Raw genomic sequence first — 16,513 nt, 5'->3', positions numbered from 1 at the left:
CAACATGAAGGAAAAGCGCGGAAGGCGCCGAAGCTGGGCAGCACGGCCGATCATAGCGCCTGCGCCTGTCATTGGCCTGACTTGCCTCGCCAGGGCGCGTGGCCCCGGCGGATCGGAACATCAGTTCAGCGGGATCAGGGCGCTGCCCGGCACCAGTTGCACCGCGCCTTGCTTCTTGGGCGTGGCCAGTTGTACGTCGATGCGCTGGAAGCCGGGGAAGGCTGCAAACAGGCCGCTCACATCCACCGTATTGAGCGCGCCGGGGCTGGCGCACACCAGGGTGAAATCGCCGTCGAGGTCGGCATGGCCGTCGTTTGGCGCCGGTGCGCTGCTGGCGGGCGTCTTTTCACCCAGCAGGGCCGGTGTCAGCACGGCCGACTCCAGTTGCACTTCGGCCGGCTTGCACTGGGCGGCCGCATCGGTGGCGAACATGCGGTTGACTTCGCGCAGGTTCTTGACGGCGGCGCGCACGGTGTCCTTGTCCTTGCCGCTGCTGGCAGCGTGCTCGAAGCCCACCAGGTTGATGAGCGGGCTGTCCAGGTGCAGGGTCAGGGTGTTGCCTTCCAGGGCCACGTCCAGTTTGCCCACGCCGTGCACGTGCGCGGGGTGGTTGCCATGATGGTCATGGCCTTCATCGGCGGCCAGCGCAGGCAGGCTGGCAACGGACAGCAGGACGAGAGGAATCAGGCGCAACGATGGACGGAATCGGAACATGGGCGGCTTCTTTCTTGTGCTTGTTGTAAAGGGAGTTCAAGGGGGCGGCAAACCGGCAACGCAAGGATACAGACTGCAAACCAGGGCAGAAAATCCGCCCTGAGAGCCGCATTGTGCCCCGGACCGCGGACAGATTTGCAGTGTTGTTACATTCTGCAACAGGGTTGCATTATAATGCCTGCTTTTCCTGTTTCTGCAACTTGGTTGCGCCAACGGGCAAGCGCGCTCTTGCCAGCCCGGCTGGCCGCGCTGTCCGGTGTCCGGGTTGCTTCTTCTCAGATTGCCTGCCGTGTCGTTTCTCTCTCGATTCCTGTTGAAGCAAGGCGTGCTCGCCAGCCCCTGGTGGCAGCGTGTGCTGGCCGTTGCGCCCGTGATCCTGCTGTTGTGGCTGGGCGTGCACTGGGCCTTGGGGGAGGGCTGACATGGATGCTGCCATCTCGCTGGACAACCTCACCGTCAGCTATCGCCGCCATCCGGCCCTGCACCACGTCAATGGCGCCTTTGCGCGCGGTTCGCTGACGGCCATCGTCGGCCCCAACGGGGCGGGTAAAAGCACCTTGCTCAAGACCATGCTGGGGCTGGTCCGCTGCAATGACGGGCGCGTGCATACCCATGTGGATGCGCGCCGCATCGCCTACCTGCCGCAGCAGGCCGAGATTGACCGCAGCTTCCCCATCACGGTGATCGACTGCGTGCAACTGGGTTACTGGCAGGCCAAGGGCAACTGGGGCGGCATCGACGCCGCCATGCGCCAGCGTGCGGTGCAGGCACTGGCGGCCGTGGGGCTGGACGGTTTTGCCGGGCGTCCGGTCTCCAGCCTCTCGGTGGGGCAGTTCCAGCGCGTGCTGTTTGCCCGCATCCTGCTGCAGGATGCCGAGGTGATCCTGCTCGATGAGCCCTTCAATGCCATCGACGCCCGCACCACCGGCGACCTGTTGCGCATCATCTCGGCCTGGCATGCGGAACGCCGTACCGTGATCGCGGTGCTGCACGACCACGACCAGGTGCGCCGCGCCTTCCCGCAGACCTTGCTGCTGGCGCGCAACGTGGTGGCCTGGGGCGAGACTGCCGAGGTCATGTGCGAAGAGAACCTGCAGCGCGCCCGGGCCATGGCCGAGGCAGTTGATGAGCACGCCGGCGTGTGCGAAGTGAGCGAGGCGGAGGTGCTGGCCTTGTCGCGGGCGCATGAGCATGAACATTCACATGGGCATTCCCACACGCACCATGCCGCCACCCCGGGAGGCCGGGCATGAGCGCACTCTCGACCTTGCAGAGCCTGGCGATTGCGCCGTTCCTGGAATTTTCCTTCATGCGCCGCGCACTGGTGGCTGCCTTTGCCCTGGCGCTGGGCAGTGCCCCGCTGGGCGTGCTCTTGACCCTGCGCCGCATGAGCCTGTTCGGTGAGGCCTTGAGCCACGCCGTGCTGCCGGGCGTGGCCGTAGGTTTCATCTTCTTCGGCCTGTCGCTGCCGGCGCTGTCCATCGGCGGATTCGCCGCCGGGGTACTGGTGGTGGCCGTGGCCGGCTGGATCAGCCGCCATACCGAACTGAAGGAAGATGCCAGCCTGGCCGCCATCTACGTGGTGGCGCTGGCGCTGGGCGTGATCCTGATTTCGCGCCACGGCACCCAGCTCGACCTGCTGCACATCCTCTTCGGCAACGTGCTGGGCGTGGACAGCGAAGGCCTGGTGCTCATCGCCGGTGTGGCCAGCGCCAGCGTACTGGGCATCGCCGCGCTCTATCGCGGACTGCTGCTGGAGAGTTTCGATCCTTCCTACATGGCCGTGGGCGGCGGACGCAGCGGCGGGGCGATCTACCAGCAGGTGTTCCTGATGCTGGTGGTGATGAACCTGGTGGCCTCCTTCCAGACCCTGGGCACGCTGATGGCGGTCGGCCTGATGATGCTGCCGGCGGTCTCGGCGCGGCTGTGGCACGACACCTTGCCGGCACAGTTGTGCAACAGCGTGTTGCAGGCCGCGCTGGCCGGGTATGCGGGGCTGCTGATCTCGTATTACGCCTCGGTGCCGTCCGGCCCCGTCATCATCGTCTGCGCGGGGGTGCTGTATGCCGCCTCGCTGCTGTTGGCCCCGCGCGGCTGGCTGCCGCGCCTGTTGCGGCGACCGCACCTGCAGGCCTGAGGCTTCACTTTCCCCCGTCTATTGCTGTTTATTGCCGCTTTCTTCTGCTTCTCTTTCCCCGGAGTGTCCATGAAACTGTTTCGTCCCCTCTCTGCGCTGCTGGCGGCCCTGGCCGTGGCGGCGAGCCTGCCGGCGTCCGCTGCCGAGCGCATTCCCGTGCTGGCCAGCTTCAGCATCCTGGGCGATGTCGTCGCCAATGTCGGCGGCGAGCGCATCGCCGTCTCCACCCTGGTCGGCCCAGATGAAGATGCGCACGTTTTCCAGCCGGCCCCGGATGACATCAAGGCCGTCTCGCGTGCCAAGCTGATCGTGGTCAATGGCCTCGGTTTCGAAGGCTGGATGGAGCGCCTGGCACAGTCGGCCAATTACCGCGGTCCCATCGTGGTGGCCTCGGCCGGCATCAAGGCGCGCGAGCGCGTGGGTGAAGACGAGGACGATCACGCCCACGGTGCAGGACATGAACATCACGGCAAGGACGATCCGCACGCCTGGCAGGACCCGCAGAACGTGATCGTCTACACCCGCAACATCGTCACCGCCCTGGCCAAGCTGGACCCGGCCGGTGCCGAGGTCTACCGCAAGAATGGCGAGGCCTATGTCGCCAAGCTGCAGGACCTGGACGCCTGGGCTGCACGCCAGTTCAGCCAGATCCCGGATGCCAAGCGCAAGGTCATCACCTCGCATGACGCCTTCGAATACTTCGGTGCCCGCTACAAGGTGCGCTTCCTGGCCGCGCAGGGTGTGTCGACCGATAGCGAACCCAGTGCCCGTGATGTGGCTGCGCTGATTCGCCAGATCCGCAGCGAGAAGATCAAGGCCCTGTTCTTCGAGAACATGAGCAACCCCAAGCTGCTGCAGCAGATCGCCCGCGAATCCGGCACGGCAGCAGGCGGCAAGCTGTATGCCGATGCGCTGTCCAAGGCGGACGGCCCGGCTGCGGACTACCTCTCGCTGATGCGCTACAACATCACGCAATTGCTGGAAAAGATCCGTCTGAACTGAGGGCGGACAAATCGCGTATGCTGGTGGCCCCGCACCGTCGCCCTGGCGGTGCCTGTCACCTTGCATAGGAGAATTCCCGCATGAGCACCGTTACCGTCGTCGCCATCATCACCGCCAAGCCCGGCCAGCGCGAAGCGCTGCTGGCCATCGCGCGCGCCAACCTGGCTGCCGTGCGCGCCGAGGAAGGCTGCATCGAGTATGGACTGGTGGTGGATGTGGATGGCTTCGGCCCGAACCAGGCCCCCCTGGGGCCGGATACCTTCGCCTTCGTCGAGAAGTGGAAGGACGAAGAAGCGCTGAAACTGCACTTCACCCTGCCGCACATGACCGACTACCGCGAGAAGTCCAAGGATTTGATCGCGGACCGCAAGGTGCATGTGCTCAAGTCTGCGGACTGATCCTCGCCGCTGTCGTCCCCGTGCCCGGCGCGGGGACGGACTCCCTCAATATTCGCCAGGAAAATCCGCCGGCCAGGTCTGTTGCGGATCGAATGAAGATGCCTGGCCCATCTGCTTCAACCACGTGATGAAGGTCTTCAGTGCCGGATTGGTGTCGGCGCTGCTGCGATAGAGCATGTGGTAACCCTCCCCGTGCAGCACGACCTCCGGAAACAGCCGCACCAGCCGGCCTGCGGCCAGATCGTCATCGACCAGCGCCAGCGTGCCCATGCCCACCCCCTGGTCAGTGGCCGCCGCTTGCAGGCTCAGGAAGGAATGTTCATAGACCGTCCCCGGCATCTTGCGCCGCACCGCCACCCCGGCCTTGCCCAGCCACTGCGACCATGCCGCTGAACGGCTGGAAAGGTGGATCAGCGGCACCTCCACGAAATCGCGCGGCACCCGGATCGGGTGCGTCTCCAGGAAGTGCGGCGAAGCCAGCGGTACCGACACGTCATCCAGGAAGCGCACGCAGTCATAGCCGCTGCGCTCCAGCGGGCTGCGCCAGATGATGACGTCGAAAGGATCCTTCACATCCTCGAAATACTCCGACATGGTGGTGGTGACCCGCACCTCGATACGGGGGTTGTCGATCTGGAACTGCGAAAGGCGCGGAATCAGCCAGCGCATTGCCACCGAGGGGGCGGCAATGAGGCGCACCACGCGGCTCTTGCCGGCCAGGGACAGCTGTTCGGCCGCCAGGGCAATGCGATCCAGGCTGGCCTTGACCTCGGCATAGAAGGCCAGGGCCGCTTCTGTGGGTTCCACGCCACGCGACTGGCGTAAAAACAACGGTTGTTCGAAATACTCCTCCAGCGTTTTGATCTGCTGACTGACCGCACTATGGGTGATGAAAAGTTCATGGGCTGCCAGCGTCAGACTCCGCGTCCGGACTGCCGCTTCGAACACCTTGAGGGCCTTGAGCGAGGGTAAGGATGAAGACATGCTGTAAGAAAAACTTATAGAGGTGACGGAAAATGTTGCTTTGCAAAAGGCAGGGGCGACCTTATTCTTCAATCACCCAAACGTCAAACAGAAGGAATTCATCGTGAACAACGTCAGTATATTTGCAAAAGATGCCGGTTTTTCTAACAATTTGCGCTCCTTGGTCGAGTTGGCAAAGTTTGCTGTCCAGCAAGTCATCGCCGCCCACGCCTTGAAGCCCGTGCGCAACGATGCCACCGACCTGCATGATGCTGCCTACTTCGAAGGCGTGACCGACCATTTCGAAATGGAAGTGCGCCTGCGCCAGCTGGACCACAGCCACCTGCACGCTGTCTGGAAGCTGCAATCGCAGATCTGAATGCCGATGCGGCCAGCTTGATGGCAGCACCCGCAGCACTGAAGTACCGCAATACCCGGCAGGACCAGGCCCGATGCGCCTGAAGAACGATGATGAAGAGACCGGCTCCGCGTGTTCGGGGCCGCAGTAGGCAGCCAGCAGTCGCCCACAGAGGCAGACCCTGCCCGACGCATCACCCGCTTGACCCGTCACGCCCCGCAATACCTGTATTACCCGTATCACCCGCAACGGCGGCCTCATGGCCGACAGCGCCCCCAACATGGCCAGGCGCACGCTGCGTTGAACACCTCCATCCCCGCTGTTGCGGGGATTTGCCGTTTACGGGCGCAATGTCTGAAAAGCCATGCCGGCTTGCCTCCCTGGACAGTTTCCTCTTGATCCTCTTAACAAAAATGACATCGCACGGTAGTGCAGCGCTGCTATATTTGTTGTCGGGGAAATAAAACATGTTGCCGTTCGTGCAGGTTTCGCGTCTTTGCTTCTTACAGGGGAGTTCGCCATGTTGTCTTCACTTCGTGCCCGGCTGATCGTCATATGCGTACTGATCGTGGCGGTAGCCATGATCGTTCTCAGTGGCGCCAACATCTACACCGTCCGCAGCGATACGCTGGAGGGCATCTCCACTCAGACCCGCCAGCTCACCGAAAGCTACGCTGCCAACATCACCGAGTGGGTGCGCAGCAAGCGCATCATCACCGGCGCCATGAAGCAGGCCTTGAAGCAAAGCGATGTCCTGCCCATCGTGGCGGCGGCCCAGGAGGCCGGTTCCTTCGACGACGCCTACATCGGCTATCCCGACAAACGCATGCTGGCCCTGCACCCGATGCCGGCCGGTTACGATCCGACCGCACGGCCCTGGTACAAGCAGGCGGTCGATGCCGGCAAGCCCGTGCTCACCGCCCCCTATGTGGACGCCACCACCGGCAAGCTGGTGGTGACCTTCGCCGAGCCGGTCAGCGACAAGGGGACCCTGCAGGCTGTGCTGGGTTCGGATGTGCAGCTGGACAACGTGGTGCGCACCGTGGCCGGCATCAAGCCCACGCCATCCAGCTTTGCCTTCATCGTCGGCAGGGATGGCCTCATCATCACCCATCCCAACAAGGAGCTGGCCTTGAAGCCGGTGTCGGCGCTGGACCAGAATCTCTCCGCCGCCACGCTGGCCGGGATGAAGCAGGGCGGCAGCGCGACCATCGGCGGCGTCCCCTATCTGCTCTTTACGCAACCCATCGACAACACCGACTGGTCGCTGGTGGTGGCGCTGGATTATCGGGAGGCCACGCATGCGGTGGGTGCGCTCATGGCGCTGGCGGTGATCCTGGCCGTGGTGGCCATCGTCGCGGCGGCATTGCTGCTGAGCTTCACCATCACGCGCCTGCTGCGCCGCCTGGGCGTGGTGCGCAATGCCATGGAAGAAATCGCCTCGGGCGACGGCGACCTGACGCGCCGGCTCGACACCAGCGGCAAGGATGAACTGGCGCAGATATCGCGCGCCTTCAATCACTTTGCCGACAAGATCTCGCGCACCTTGCTCGATATCCGGCGCGCCAGCGAGTCCGTGAAAGTTTCTTCCAGCGAGATCGCCAGCGGCAACATGGACCTGTCCGCACGCACCGAACAGCAGGCCGGTTCGCTGGAAGAAACCGCATCGGCGATGGAAGAACTCACCTCCACCGTGAAGCAAAACGCCGACAATGCACGCCAGGCCAACCAGCTGGCGGTGTCGGCCTCGGATGTGGCGGTGCATGGCGGTACCGTGGTGGGCCAGGTGGTCAGCACCATGAGCTCCATCAATGAGTCTTCCCGCAAGATCGTCGACATCATCAGCGTCATCGATGGCATCGCCTTCCAGACCAATATCCTGGCCTTGAACGCCGCGGTGGAAGCGGCGCGAGCCGGTGAGCAGGGACGCGGGTTTGCGGTGGTGGCCTCCGAAGTGCGTTCCCTGGCGCAGCGTTCGGCCACGGCCGCCAAGGAGATCAAGCAGTTGATCGATGATTCGGTACAGAAGGTGGAAGCGGGCAGCCAACTGGTGGCCCAGGCCGGTTCGACCATGGATGAAGTGGTCTCCAGCGTGCGCCGCGTGACTGACATCGTGGGTGAGATCAGTTCAGCCAGCCAGGAGCAAAGCGCAGGCATCACCGAAGTCGGCAATGCCGTGACCCTGATGGATGAGGCGACCCAGCAGAACGCCGCGCTGGTGGAAGAGGCGGCCGCCGCGGCCAAATCCCTGCAGGAGCAAGCAGCTCATCTGGCCGCGGTGGTGGCGGGCTTCAAGCTCGATGAAAGCGGCGGAGCCGCACCGATCACGCCGCCGCCGGTTCATCATGCGGCCCCGCCGCCGGCTGCAGCAGCGCGTCCGGCACCGGTCAACATCACGCCCAAGCCGGCGCCGCTGAAGGCCAAGCCCGCCAGCAAGCCGGCGCTACCGGCCGAAGCGGCTGCGCCTGCCGCGCCCAAAGCCGCCCCGAAGGCGCCGCCCAAGGGCAGCGGTGGCGACGACTGGGAAGAGTTCTGAGCAATGTTCTGAGCGAGGAAAACGAAGCGGGCCGCCTCAGGCCCGCTTCTTGAGCAGCTGCATGGGTGCAAACAATTGCTGCATGCCGCTGTGCTCGATGAAGCTGAGATTGTAGGGATGCTCGGCCACCGCGCGCGGGAATTGCGCCACCAGCGGCAGGCCGCTCAGCTGCTCGGCGATCTTCCCCCACAGCACCAGCGTGGGCAGGGACTTGTCCTGTGCCTGGCCATGCTCGGCCAAGGCGCGCAATACCGTTTCAAAGAAGGGTTTCCAGCCCTTGGCATCCTTGACCGGTGCCACATGGCTGCGGAACACCAGGCTGGCATTCAGTAGCAGGAAGCCTTGCGCAGTCAGGTTGTCCTGCAGGTCGGCCAGGGTCTGGATGCTGCCTTCCACATCCGCCTGGGCCTGCGCCGCGATACCGGCCAGCGCATCGCCACTGGTCTGGCCCGCCTGCAGCGCGCCCTCGGCCACCAGCAGCATCTTCATGAAATTGCGCAGCGAGGTGGCGCGATTGACCTGCTTGGACAAGCCCTTTTCCGACCACAGCGAACCCACTGCGCCATCCATGAAGCACACGCCGGTAGCACTGGCCGCGCGCGGATAGGGGCCCTCGCCGATCAGCACGTAGCGCACCGCGTCCATGGGCTGGATGAAGGCGGCAAACAGGCGTCCTTCGGTGGGCAGGTAATCGTCCTGCGCCAGGGTGGGCAGATAAGCGGGATCGGCTTGCTGGATCGCCTGCAGGCCGGCGCGCAGGGCGGCATGCCAGGAGGGATGGGCGGTGTGGATCAGGTCCAGCAGGGCAGCGGGGAGGGGGGCAACGGAAGACATGGAAAGTGAAGGGGAAGCACGGCCGGTTGAATGAAGTGGCGGCATTGTATACCGCCCGGCCGGGCTCCCCGCAGGATCAGGCGACCGCCGAATCGCTGCCCGATGCGCCGAAGAGCTGCTGCTTGAGCAGCTGCAGCTGGTCGCGCGCGGCGGCTGCCTTTTCGAACTCCAGGTTCTTGGCGTGTTCCTGCATCTGCTTTTCCAGGCGCTTGATTTCCTTGCTGATCTGCTTCTCGCTCATGGATTCGTAGTTGCGCTTCTCCTCGGCCACCATCATTTCGGTGCGCGCCTGGGCCGGGTTGAAGATGCCGTCGATGAGTTCGCGGATCTCCTTCTTGATACCGGTCGGCACGATGCCATTGGCGGCATTGAAGGCCAGCTGCTTGGCGCGGCGGCGCTCGGTCTCGCCGATGGCCTTGTGCATGGAATCGGTCACCACATCGCCATAGAGGATGGCCATGCCGTTCAAGTTGCGGGCGGCGCGGCCGATGGTCTGGATCAGGCTGCGCTCGGAACGCAGGAAACCTTCCTTGTCCGCATCCAGGATGGCCACCAGCGAGACCTCGGGAATATCCAGGCCCTCGCGCAGCAGGTTGATGCCGACCACCACATCGAAGGTACCCAGGCGCAGGTCGCGGATGATTTCCACGCGCTCGACCGTATCGATGTCGCTGTGCAGGTAGCGCACCTTGATGCCGTTGTCGGAGAGGAATTCGGTCAGCTGCTCGGCCATGCGCTTGGTCAGCGTAGTCACCAGCACGCGCTCGTCCTTGGCGATGCGGTCGTGGATCTCCTGCATCAGGTCATCCACCTGCGTGGTGGCCGGACGCACGGCGATGATGGGGTCCACCAGGCCGGTCGGGCGCACCACCTGTTCCACCACCTGGTCGCCATGGGTGTTTTCATAGTCCGCCGGCGTGGCCGAAACGAAGATGGTCTGGCGCATCTTCTTTTCGAATTCGTCGAACTTCAGCGGCCGGTTGTCCAGCGCCGAGGGCAGCCGGAAACCATAGTCCACCAGGTTCACCTTGCGCGCACGGTCGCCGTTGTACATGCCGTTCAACTGGCCGATCAGCACGTGCGATTCGTCCAGGAACATGATGGCGTCCTTGGGCAGGTAATCCACCAGCGTCGGTGGCGGGTCGCCCGGCTTGGCGCCGGAGAGATGGCGCGAATAGTTTTCGATGCCTTTGGTGAAGCCGATCTCGGTCATCATCTCGATGTCGAAGCGGGTGCGCTGTTCCAGTCGCTGTTCTTCGATGAGCTTGTTTTCCTTGCGGAAGAATTCCAGGCGCTCGGCCAGTTCTTCCTTGATGGTCTCGATGGCGCGCAGCACGGTCGAGCGTGGCGTCACGTAGTGCGATCCGGGATAGATGGTGAAGCGCGGGATCTTCTGGCGCACGCGGCCCGTCAGCGGATCGAACAGTTGCAGGCTGTCGATCTCGTCGTCGAAGGTCTCGATGCGCACGGCCAGTTCGGCATGTTCGGCAGGGAAGACATCGATGGTGTCGCCGCGCACGCGGAAGGTGCCGCGCCCGAAGTCCACTTCATTGCGGGTGTACTGCATCTGGATCAGGCGGGCGATGACGTCGCGCTGCGAGACCTTGTCCTTGGCGCGCAGGGTCAGGATCATCTGGTGGTATTCATTCGGGTTACCGATACCGTAGATGGCCGAGACGGTCGCCACGATCACCACGTCGCGCCGTTCCATCAGCGACTTGGTGCAGGACAGGCGCATCTGCTCGATGTGCTCGTTGATCGAGGAATCCTTCTCGATGAACAGGTCGCGTTGGGGGACGTAGGCTTCGGGCTGGTAGTAGTCGTAGTAGCTGACGAAATATTCCACCGCATTGTGCGGGAAGAACTCGCGGAACTCGCTGTAGAGCTGTGCCGCCAGTGTCTTGTTGGGGGCAAACACGATGGCCGGTCGGCCCAGGCGGGCAATTGTGTTGGCCATGGTGTAGGTCTTGCCCGAGCCGGTCACGCCCAGCAGGGTCTGGTAGAACAGGCCGTCGTGAACGCCCTCGACCAGCTTGTCGATGGCTGACGGCTGGTCGCCCGCCGGGGGAAACACCTGGTAGAGCTTGAAGGGCGAGTCGGGGAAGGTGACGAACTTGCTCTCGTCCAGCTCGGTATTGATGGGGGTCAGTTCAGCCATGGTCTGGGTTGCTTTTGTCGCGCGGGTTCCGGTGAGCCGCCACGGTGCAGGAAGAACCGGCAACGCCCGCAAGCGGGGCGTTGCACACAGGCAAGGTGGAGGCGTGAATATTCATCAAATGCTGTCGGGATGCTGAAGTTCAAGACACAATCTGCGCCTGTCCAGCCGGCAAAACCGGACGCAAAGCCGCGTCAGCAGCCAGCTCATCCACTGGGTGGGGCTGCCTGGCGCTGGGTGGGTGCAGATCGGGGTTATGTCGATAGAACATGGTGTCATGCAGATTCAGCAGGCAATTGGGCCTGTCTGTGTCTGTGATTGGCCATCCACATTTGTTAGAATGCAGTGTTGCAAAAAGGTGCACATCCGAATCTCTCCCTGTGCACCCATTTCCTTCTGCAGCGCTTTGTTGCAGCTAACTTTTCATGTTATCACGATGAACGCACCTGTCTCCGCCTCCCTGTTTTCCGCCATCGAAATGGCGCCGCGCGACCCCATCCTGGGCGTGACCGAAGCCTACAACGCCGACCAGAATCCGGCCAAGACCAATCTGGGCGTGGGCGTGTACTACGACGACAACGGCAAGGTCCCCCTGCTGGAATGCGTGAAGAAAGCCGAGGCGGAACTGGCAGCCAAGCTGGCCCCGCGTACCTACCTGCCCATCGACGGCCTGGCCACCTATGACCGCGCAGTGCAGGAGCTGGTCTTCGGCGCCGGCAGCGCCGTGGTGACCGAGAAGCGTGCGATCACCGTGCAAGCCCTGGGCGGCACTGGCGCGCTGAAGCTGGGTGCCGACTTCCTCAAGCACTTCTCGCCGGCCGGTACCGAAGTCTGGATCAGCGACCCGAGCTGGGAAAACCACCGCGCCCTGTTCGAGATGGCCGGCTTCAAGGTCAACGCCTATCCGTACTATGACCCGGCCACCCGTGGCGTGAACTTCGCCGGCATGCTGGAAGCCTTGAAGACCATGAAGACCGGCTCGGTCGTGCTGCTGCACGCCTGCTGCCACAACCCGACCGGCGCCGACCTGACCGACGACCAGTGGACGCAAGTCATTGAAGTGGTGACCTCGCGCGGCCTGGTTCCCTTCCTGGACATGGCCTACCAGGGCTTTGGCGACGGCATCGCCGAAGACGGCCAGGTGGTGCGCCGCTTCGCCGAAGCTGGCGGCCCGCTGTTCGTGTCGAACTCGTTCTCCAAGTCCTTCTCGCTGTATGGCGAACGCGTGGGCGCATTGTCCATCGCCGCAGCCAGCGCCGAAGAAGCCGCCCGCGTGCTGTCCCAACTGAAGCGCGTGGTGCGTACCAACTACTCCAACCCGCCGATCCACGGTGGCCAGGTGGTCGCAACCGCCCTGGCATCGCCTGAACTGCGCAAGCTGTGGGAAGACGAACTGGCCGAGATGCGCGTGCGCATCCGCGAAATGCGCCAGCTGCTGGTGGCCAAGCTGAAGGAAAAGGCGCCTGGTCATGATTTCGATTTCGTCATCAAGCAACGCGGCATGTTCTCCTACTCCGGCCTGACCAAGGCCCAGGTGGAACGCCTGCGCAACGAGTTCTCGATCTACGCCGTCGACACCGGCCGCATCTGCGTGGCTGCGCTCAACACCAAGAACATCGACGTGGTGGTCGACGCCATCGCCAAGGTGCTGTAATTGGCATGCACGGCCCCGTCTGCGGATGGGGTCGCGCAGGGCGTTTTCTCCTATGAAAAAATGCGCCTTTCCCTGAAAAAAGTTTTGACATGAAGTAAAAATCGCGTCATAATCTTTTTCTCAGCTGTTCCCTGATAGCTCAGTCGGTAGAGCGACGGACTGTTAATCCGCAGGTCCCTGGTTCGAGTCCAGGTCGGGGAGCCAAAGAATGCGAAGGCCTCGCAAGCAATTGCGGGGCCTTTTCAATTAGTGTGAGGCTGGTGTTTTGGTCTCTCACGAAGGGCGGCAGGGCTATGCCGCCACGATGCAGAACGATGTAAAAAATTTTCGTTTTCCGCTCTGGTAAATCTGAAAAAAATCGTTCATAATCGCGCCCTCAATTGATCCCTGATAGCTCAGTCGGTAGAGCGACGGACTGTTAATCCGCAGGTCCCTGGTTCGAGTCCAGGTCGGGGAGCCAGAATACGAAAGCCTCGCAAGTTTCTTGCGGGGCTTTTTTGTTTTTGGCCCTGCCAGGCATCACCTCTGTTTGCTTGTGCTCAAATTTAGCGCAATTGAGCTAGAATTGAGCGCATGAGCACCCTCAGTGACGCCCTTTTCTCCAAATCCATCCAAGCCATTCTCGGCCAGCTGTTCCTGCGGCCGGAAGGGATGCACCTGCGCGCACTGATGAGCCGCACCGGCATCAGTTCTGCATCGGCTCAGCGCGACCTTGGCAAATTGACCGAGGCCGGGCTGTTGCTGCGGGAAGAGGTGGGGCGCGTCTTGCTCTACAAGCCCAATCCGGACTCTCCAATTTTTTCGGAACTGAGCGCCATTATTCGCAAGACCTTTGGCGTGGCCGACACCATCAAGGCTATGCTGCTGCCTTTTTCGGAACGCATCGAGCGCGCCTTCTTGTATGGGTCGGTTGCCAAGGGTTTGGATACGGCGGCCAGTGACATTGATTTGCTGGTGCTGGCGGATGACCTTGGCAGTGCCGATCTCTACCCCGAGCTGGTGGCGCTGGAGGCAAGACTGGGCAGGAAGATTTCCCTGACGGTGTATCGCCCCGCTGAATTCCGGAAAAAGATCGCGGCACGGAATCATTTTCTGGTTTCCGTGATGGCTGGTCCGAAAATCGAATTGATCGGAGCACAGGATGGGGCGCAATGAGCTTGAAAATCTCCTCAGGTTGGGGCAACTGAAGCCGGAGCCTCCTTCGGCGGCCGAAATCGATACCCATCTCCAAAGTGGCCGGGATCGGCTCAAAGATGCCTCGGCACCAGGACTTTCATTATCCGGCCGTTTCCTCCTCGGCTACAGCGCGGCGTATGCGTTCTCGCTGGCCGCCTTGCGGCGCCAGGGTTTCCGGCCCGCCAGCCGCTATGTGGTGTTCCAGTGCCTGCCTCACACGCTGGAGGTCGGTCCCGACGTCTGGCGCTTGCTCGCACGGGCGCATGATGTTCGCAATGGCTTTGATACGAGGGCAGTGACGAGGTGACTGAAGATCTCGGCCTGCAAGTGATTCGCTGCGCAGAGGTGCTGGAACGCCTGTCGTGATTGACTGGCTGCCCATTCAGAGGCATGGGCCCATCCCGGCGCCGCAATCGCTGCTAGAATCGGCATCCCCCCGACCAGCCAGGACTTTCCCATGAGCGACCCCATTCGTCTGACCCAATACAGCCATGGCGCCGGTTGCGGCTGCAAGATTTCGCCGCAGGTGCTCGACGTCATCTTGGCCGGCAGCGGCGCCCAGCATCTCGATCCCAAACTCTGGGTCGGCAATGCCTCCCGCGATGATGCGGCCGTCTATGCCATCGATGAAGAGCGCGGTGTGGTCTCCACCACCGATTTCTTCATGCCCATCGTCGATGATCCCTTCGACTTCGGCCGCATTGCCGCCACCAATGCCATCAGCGACATCTACGCCATGGGCGGTGATCCGCTCATGGCCATCGCCATCCTCGGCTGGCCGGTCAACGTGCTGCCGCCCGAGGTGGCGCGCGAAGTGGTGCGCGGTGGCCGCGCGGCCTGCGATGCGGCTGGCATCCCGCTGGCCGGTGGCCATTCCATCGATGCCCCGGAACCCATCTTCGGCCTGGCCGTGACCGGTGTGGTGGAGAAGCGCCACATGAAGCGCAACGACACCGCCAGCGCCGGCTGCCTGTTGTACCTCACCAAGCCGCTGGGCATCGGCATCCTCACCACCGCAGAAAAGAAGGGCAAGCTGCGCCCTGAAGATGTTGGCACGGCGCGCGACTGGATGTGCCAGCTCAACCAGCCCGGCAGCCGCTTCGGCAAGCTGGCGGGCGTGACTGCGATGACGGATGTGACCGGCTTCGGCCTGCTGGGCCATCTGGTGGAAATGTGCGAAGGCAGCGGCGTGAGTGCACGGGTCCAGCACGCGCTGGTGCCCAGCCTGCCGGGCGTGCCTTATTACCTGGCCGAAGGCTGCGTGCCAGGGGGTACCGGACGCAATTTCGAGAGCTACGGCAGCAAGATCAGTCCGCTCAGCGAAGCGCAGAAGCATCTGCTCTGCGATCCCCAGACCAGCGGCGGCCTGCTGGTGGCGGTGCGGCCGGAAGCCAATCCGGAATTCCTCGCCACCGCCGCCGCCCTCGGACTGGAACTGGCGCCCATCGGCGAACTGGTGGAACGACAGCGCTACGCGGTCGAGGTGCTTTGATGGCCGATCTGCAGCCCAGCCGCGCGCTCTTCCTCGCCGATACGCCCATGCTGGATGCGCGGGCGCCGGTGGAGTTCGGCAAGGGGGCGTTCCCGACGGCGGTGAACCTGCCGCTGATGAATGACAGCGAGCGTCATCAGGTCGGCCTGCGCTACAAGGAACAGGGCCAGCAGTCCGCCATCGAACTGGGTCATCAACTGGTCAGCGGATCGGTGAAGGAAGAACGCATTGCGGCCTGGGCCGAGTTCGCACGGGCGCATCCGGAAGGCTGCCTGTATTGCTTCCGCGGCGGCCTGCGCTCGCAGATCACCCAGCAGTGGTTGAAGAGCGAGGCCGGCATTGCCTATCCCCGCGTGGCTGGCGGCTACAAGGCGCTGCGCCACTTCTTGATGGAAGCCATCGACCAGGCCTTGGCCGACTGCGCTTTCGTGGTGGTGGGCGGCATGACCGGATGCGGCAAGACCGACGTGCTGCTGCAGCTCGACAACGCGCTGGACCTGGAAGCCTACGCCAATCATCGCGGCTCCAGCTTCGGCAAGCGCGCCAGCCCGCAGCCTGCGCCCATCGACTTCGAGCACCGCCTGGCCATTGCCCTCATCAAATTGCAGGCGCAAGGCCATCAATGGTTTGCGCTGGAAGACGAGAGCCGCCTCATCGGTGCCTGCGCCTTGCCGCTGGCCTTGCACCAGCGCATGCAGAGCCTGCCCATGGTATGGCTGGAAGACAGCCGGGAAGGGCGCGTGGAGCGCATCCTGCGCGATTACGTCAGTGGCTTGAGCGAGGAGTACGTGGCGCTGGATCCGCGCCACGGTTTTGAGCGGTATCGCGCCCATCTGCTGGCTGCCCTGGGCAAGCTGGTCAAGCGCCTGGGCGACCAGCGCTACCGCCGCCTGCTGCAGATGATGGAAACGGCGCTGGCGCGCCAGGAGAAAGACGGCGTGGTCGACTTGCACCGTGCCTGGATCGATGCCTTGCTGGCGGAATACTACGATCCCATCTATGCCTTCCAGCGGGAGTCCAAGCGCTCCCGCCTGCTGTTCGCAGGGCAGCAGACCGAGGTGGTCAGCTTCCTGCGACAGTACCGGCCCTGAATC

General features: G+C 63.2%; 16 protein-coding genes and 2 tRNA genes. 14 read left to right on the top strand and 4 right to left on the bottom strand.

Annotated elements, in window-relative coordinates; genetic code table 11:
- Positions 1 to 120: 120 nt before the first annotated feature.
- Positions 121 to 714: a DUF2796 domain-containing protein gene (locus CEJ45_RS21065; protein WP_088757017.1), complete on the bottom strand. Its 594-nt coding sequence runs from the start codon at positions 712 to 714 to the stop codon at positions 121 to 123.
- Positions 715 to 1,003: 289 nt separating this feature from the next.
- Between CEJ45_RS21065 and CEJ45_RS25315 the strand changes: the two genes are divergently transcribed.
- The 5 genes from CEJ45_RS25315 to CEJ45_RS21045 all read left to right on the top strand — a co-directional run bounded on the left by CEJ45_RS25315 (position 1,004) and on the right by CEJ45_RS21045 (position 4,251).
- The gene (locus tag CEJ45_RS25315) at positions 1,004 to 1,135 is read left to right on the top strand and encodes a hypothetical protein (RefSeq protein WP_255475328.1); all 132 of its coding nucleotides are present in this window, start codon (positions 1,004 to 1,006) and stop codon (positions 1,133 to 1,135) included.
- 1 nt (position 1,136) lies between these two features.
- Positions 1,137 to 1,967: a zinc ABC transporter ATP-binding protein AztA gene (gene aztA / locus CEJ45_RS21060; RefSeq protein ID WP_088757016.1), complete on the top strand. Its 831-nt coding sequence runs from the start codon at positions 1,137 to 1,139 to the stop codon at positions 1,965 to 1,967.
- Complete coding sequence (locus CEJ45_RS21055; RefSeq protein WP_088757015.1) at positions 1,964 to 2,851, top strand: metal ABC transporter permease; 888 nt, start codon at positions 1,964 to 1,966, stop codon at positions 2,849 to 2,851. Before aztA ends, CEJ45_RS21055 begins: the two co-directional genes overlap by 4 nt.
- 69 nt (positions 2,852 to 2,920) lie before the next feature.
- Positions 2,921 to 3,853, top strand: coding sequence for a metal ABC transporter substrate-binding protein (locus CEJ45_RS21050; RefSeq protein WP_088757014.1), 933 nt, complete (start codon positions 2,921 to 2,923; stop codon positions 3,851 to 3,853).
- An 80-nt stretch (positions 3,854 to 3,933) separates the two neighbouring features.
- A complete protein-coding gene (locus CEJ45_RS21045; RefSeq protein WP_039784852.1) occupies positions 3,934 to 4,251 on the top strand; it encodes a putative quinol monooxygenase in 318 nt (105 codons plus the stop codon).
- A 45-nt stretch (positions 4,252 to 4,296) separates the two neighbouring features.
- Here CEJ45_RS21045 and CEJ45_RS21040 read toward each other — a convergent pair whose 3' ends face one another.
- Positions 4,297 to 5,235 (bottom strand): LysR substrate-binding domain-containing protein, encoded by a 939-nt coding sequence (locus CEJ45_RS21040; protein WP_088757013.1) that lies wholly within the window; start codon positions 5,233 to 5,235, stop codon positions 4,297 to 4,299.
- 22 nt (positions 5,236 to 5,257) lie between these two features.
- Between CEJ45_RS21040 and CEJ45_RS21035 the strand changes: the two genes are divergently transcribed.
- The gene (locus tag CEJ45_RS21035; RefSeq protein ID WP_241517395.1) at positions 5,258 to 5,593 is read left to right on the top strand and encodes a hypothetical protein; all 336 of its coding nucleotides are present in this window, start codon (positions 5,258 to 5,260) and stop codon (positions 5,591 to 5,593) included.
- Positions 5,594 to 6,092: 499 nt separating this feature from the next.
- On the top strand, positions 6,093 to 8,108 hold the full coding sequence (locus CEJ45_RS21030) for a methyl-accepting chemotaxis protein (protein WP_088757011.1): 2,016 nt from the start codon (positions 6,093 to 6,095) through the stop codon (positions 8,106 to 8,108).
- Between the two features lie 36 nt (positions 8,109 to 8,144).
- Here CEJ45_RS21030 and CEJ45_RS21025 read toward each other — a convergent pair whose 3' ends face one another.
- Together CEJ45_RS21025 and uvrB are read right to left on the bottom strand one after the other, a co-directional pair.
- Positions 8,145 to 8,942 (bottom strand): uracil-DNA glycosylase family protein, encoded by a 798-nt coding sequence (locus CEJ45_RS21025; protein WP_088757010.1) that lies wholly within the window; start codon positions 8,940 to 8,942, stop codon positions 8,145 to 8,147.
- Between the two features lie 76 nt (positions 8,943 to 9,018).
- Positions 9,019 to 11,100: an excinuclease ABC subunit UvrB gene (gene uvrB / locus CEJ45_RS21020; RefSeq protein ID WP_088757009.1), complete on the bottom strand. Its 2,082-nt coding sequence runs from the start codon at positions 11,098 to 11,100 to the stop codon at positions 9,019 to 9,021.
- A gap of 433 nt (positions 11,101 to 11,533) precedes the next feature.
- Here uvrB and CEJ45_RS21015 point away from each other — a divergent pair, with 433 nt between their 5' ends.
- The 7 genes from CEJ45_RS21015 (at position 11,534) to mnmH (ending at position 16,510) form a co-directional block, all read left to right on the top strand.
- Positions 11,534 to 12,751 carry an amino acid aminotransferase gene (locus tag CEJ45_RS21015; protein ID WP_008330389.1) on the top strand — a complete coding sequence of 406 codons (1,218 nt, stop codon included), beginning with the start codon at positions 11,534 to 11,536 and terminating at the stop codon, positions 12,749 to 12,751.
- Between the two features lie 128 nt (positions 12,752 to 12,879).
- Positions 12,880 to 12,955, top strand: a tRNA-Asn gene (locus CEJ45_RS21010).
- 180 nt (positions 12,956 to 13,135) lie between these two features.
- Positions 13,136 to 13,211 (top strand) — tRNA-Asn (locus CEJ45_RS21005).
- Between the two features lie 113 nt (positions 13,212 to 13,324).
- Entirely contained in the window at positions 13,325 to 13,906 is a 582-nt protein-coding gene (locus tag CEJ45_RS21000) for a nucleotidyltransferase domain-containing protein (protein ID WP_141107035.1), read from the top strand.
- Entirely contained in the window at positions 13,893 to 14,234 is a 342-nt protein-coding gene (locus CEJ45_RS20995; RefSeq protein WP_088757008.1) for a hypothetical protein, read from the top strand. The genes CEJ45_RS21000 and CEJ45_RS20995 overlap by 14 nt, the downstream gene beginning before the upstream one ends.
- A gap of 150 nt (positions 14,235 to 14,384) precedes the next feature.
- On the top strand, positions 14,385 to 15,419 hold the full coding sequence (gene selD / locus CEJ45_RS20990; protein ID WP_088757007.1) for a selenide, water dikinase SelD: 1,035 nt from the start codon (positions 14,385 to 14,387) through the stop codon (positions 15,417 to 15,419).
- Entirely contained in the window at positions 15,419 to 16,510 is a 1,092-nt protein-coding gene (mnmH, locus tag CEJ45_RS20985) for a tRNA 2-selenouridine(34) synthase MnmH (RefSeq protein WP_088757006.1), read from the top strand. Before selD ends, mnmH begins: the two co-directional genes overlap by 1 nt.
- Positions 16,511 to 16,513 lie beyond the last annotated feature (3 nt).

Source organism: Herbaspirillum aquaticum (assembly GCF_002213425.1).
Classification (GTDB): domain Bacteria; phylum Pseudomonadota; class Gammaproteobacteria; order Burkholderiales; family Burkholderiaceae_D; genus Herbaspirillum; species Herbaspirillum aquaticum.
This window is presented reverse-complemented; position numbering and strand designations above follow the sequence as displayed.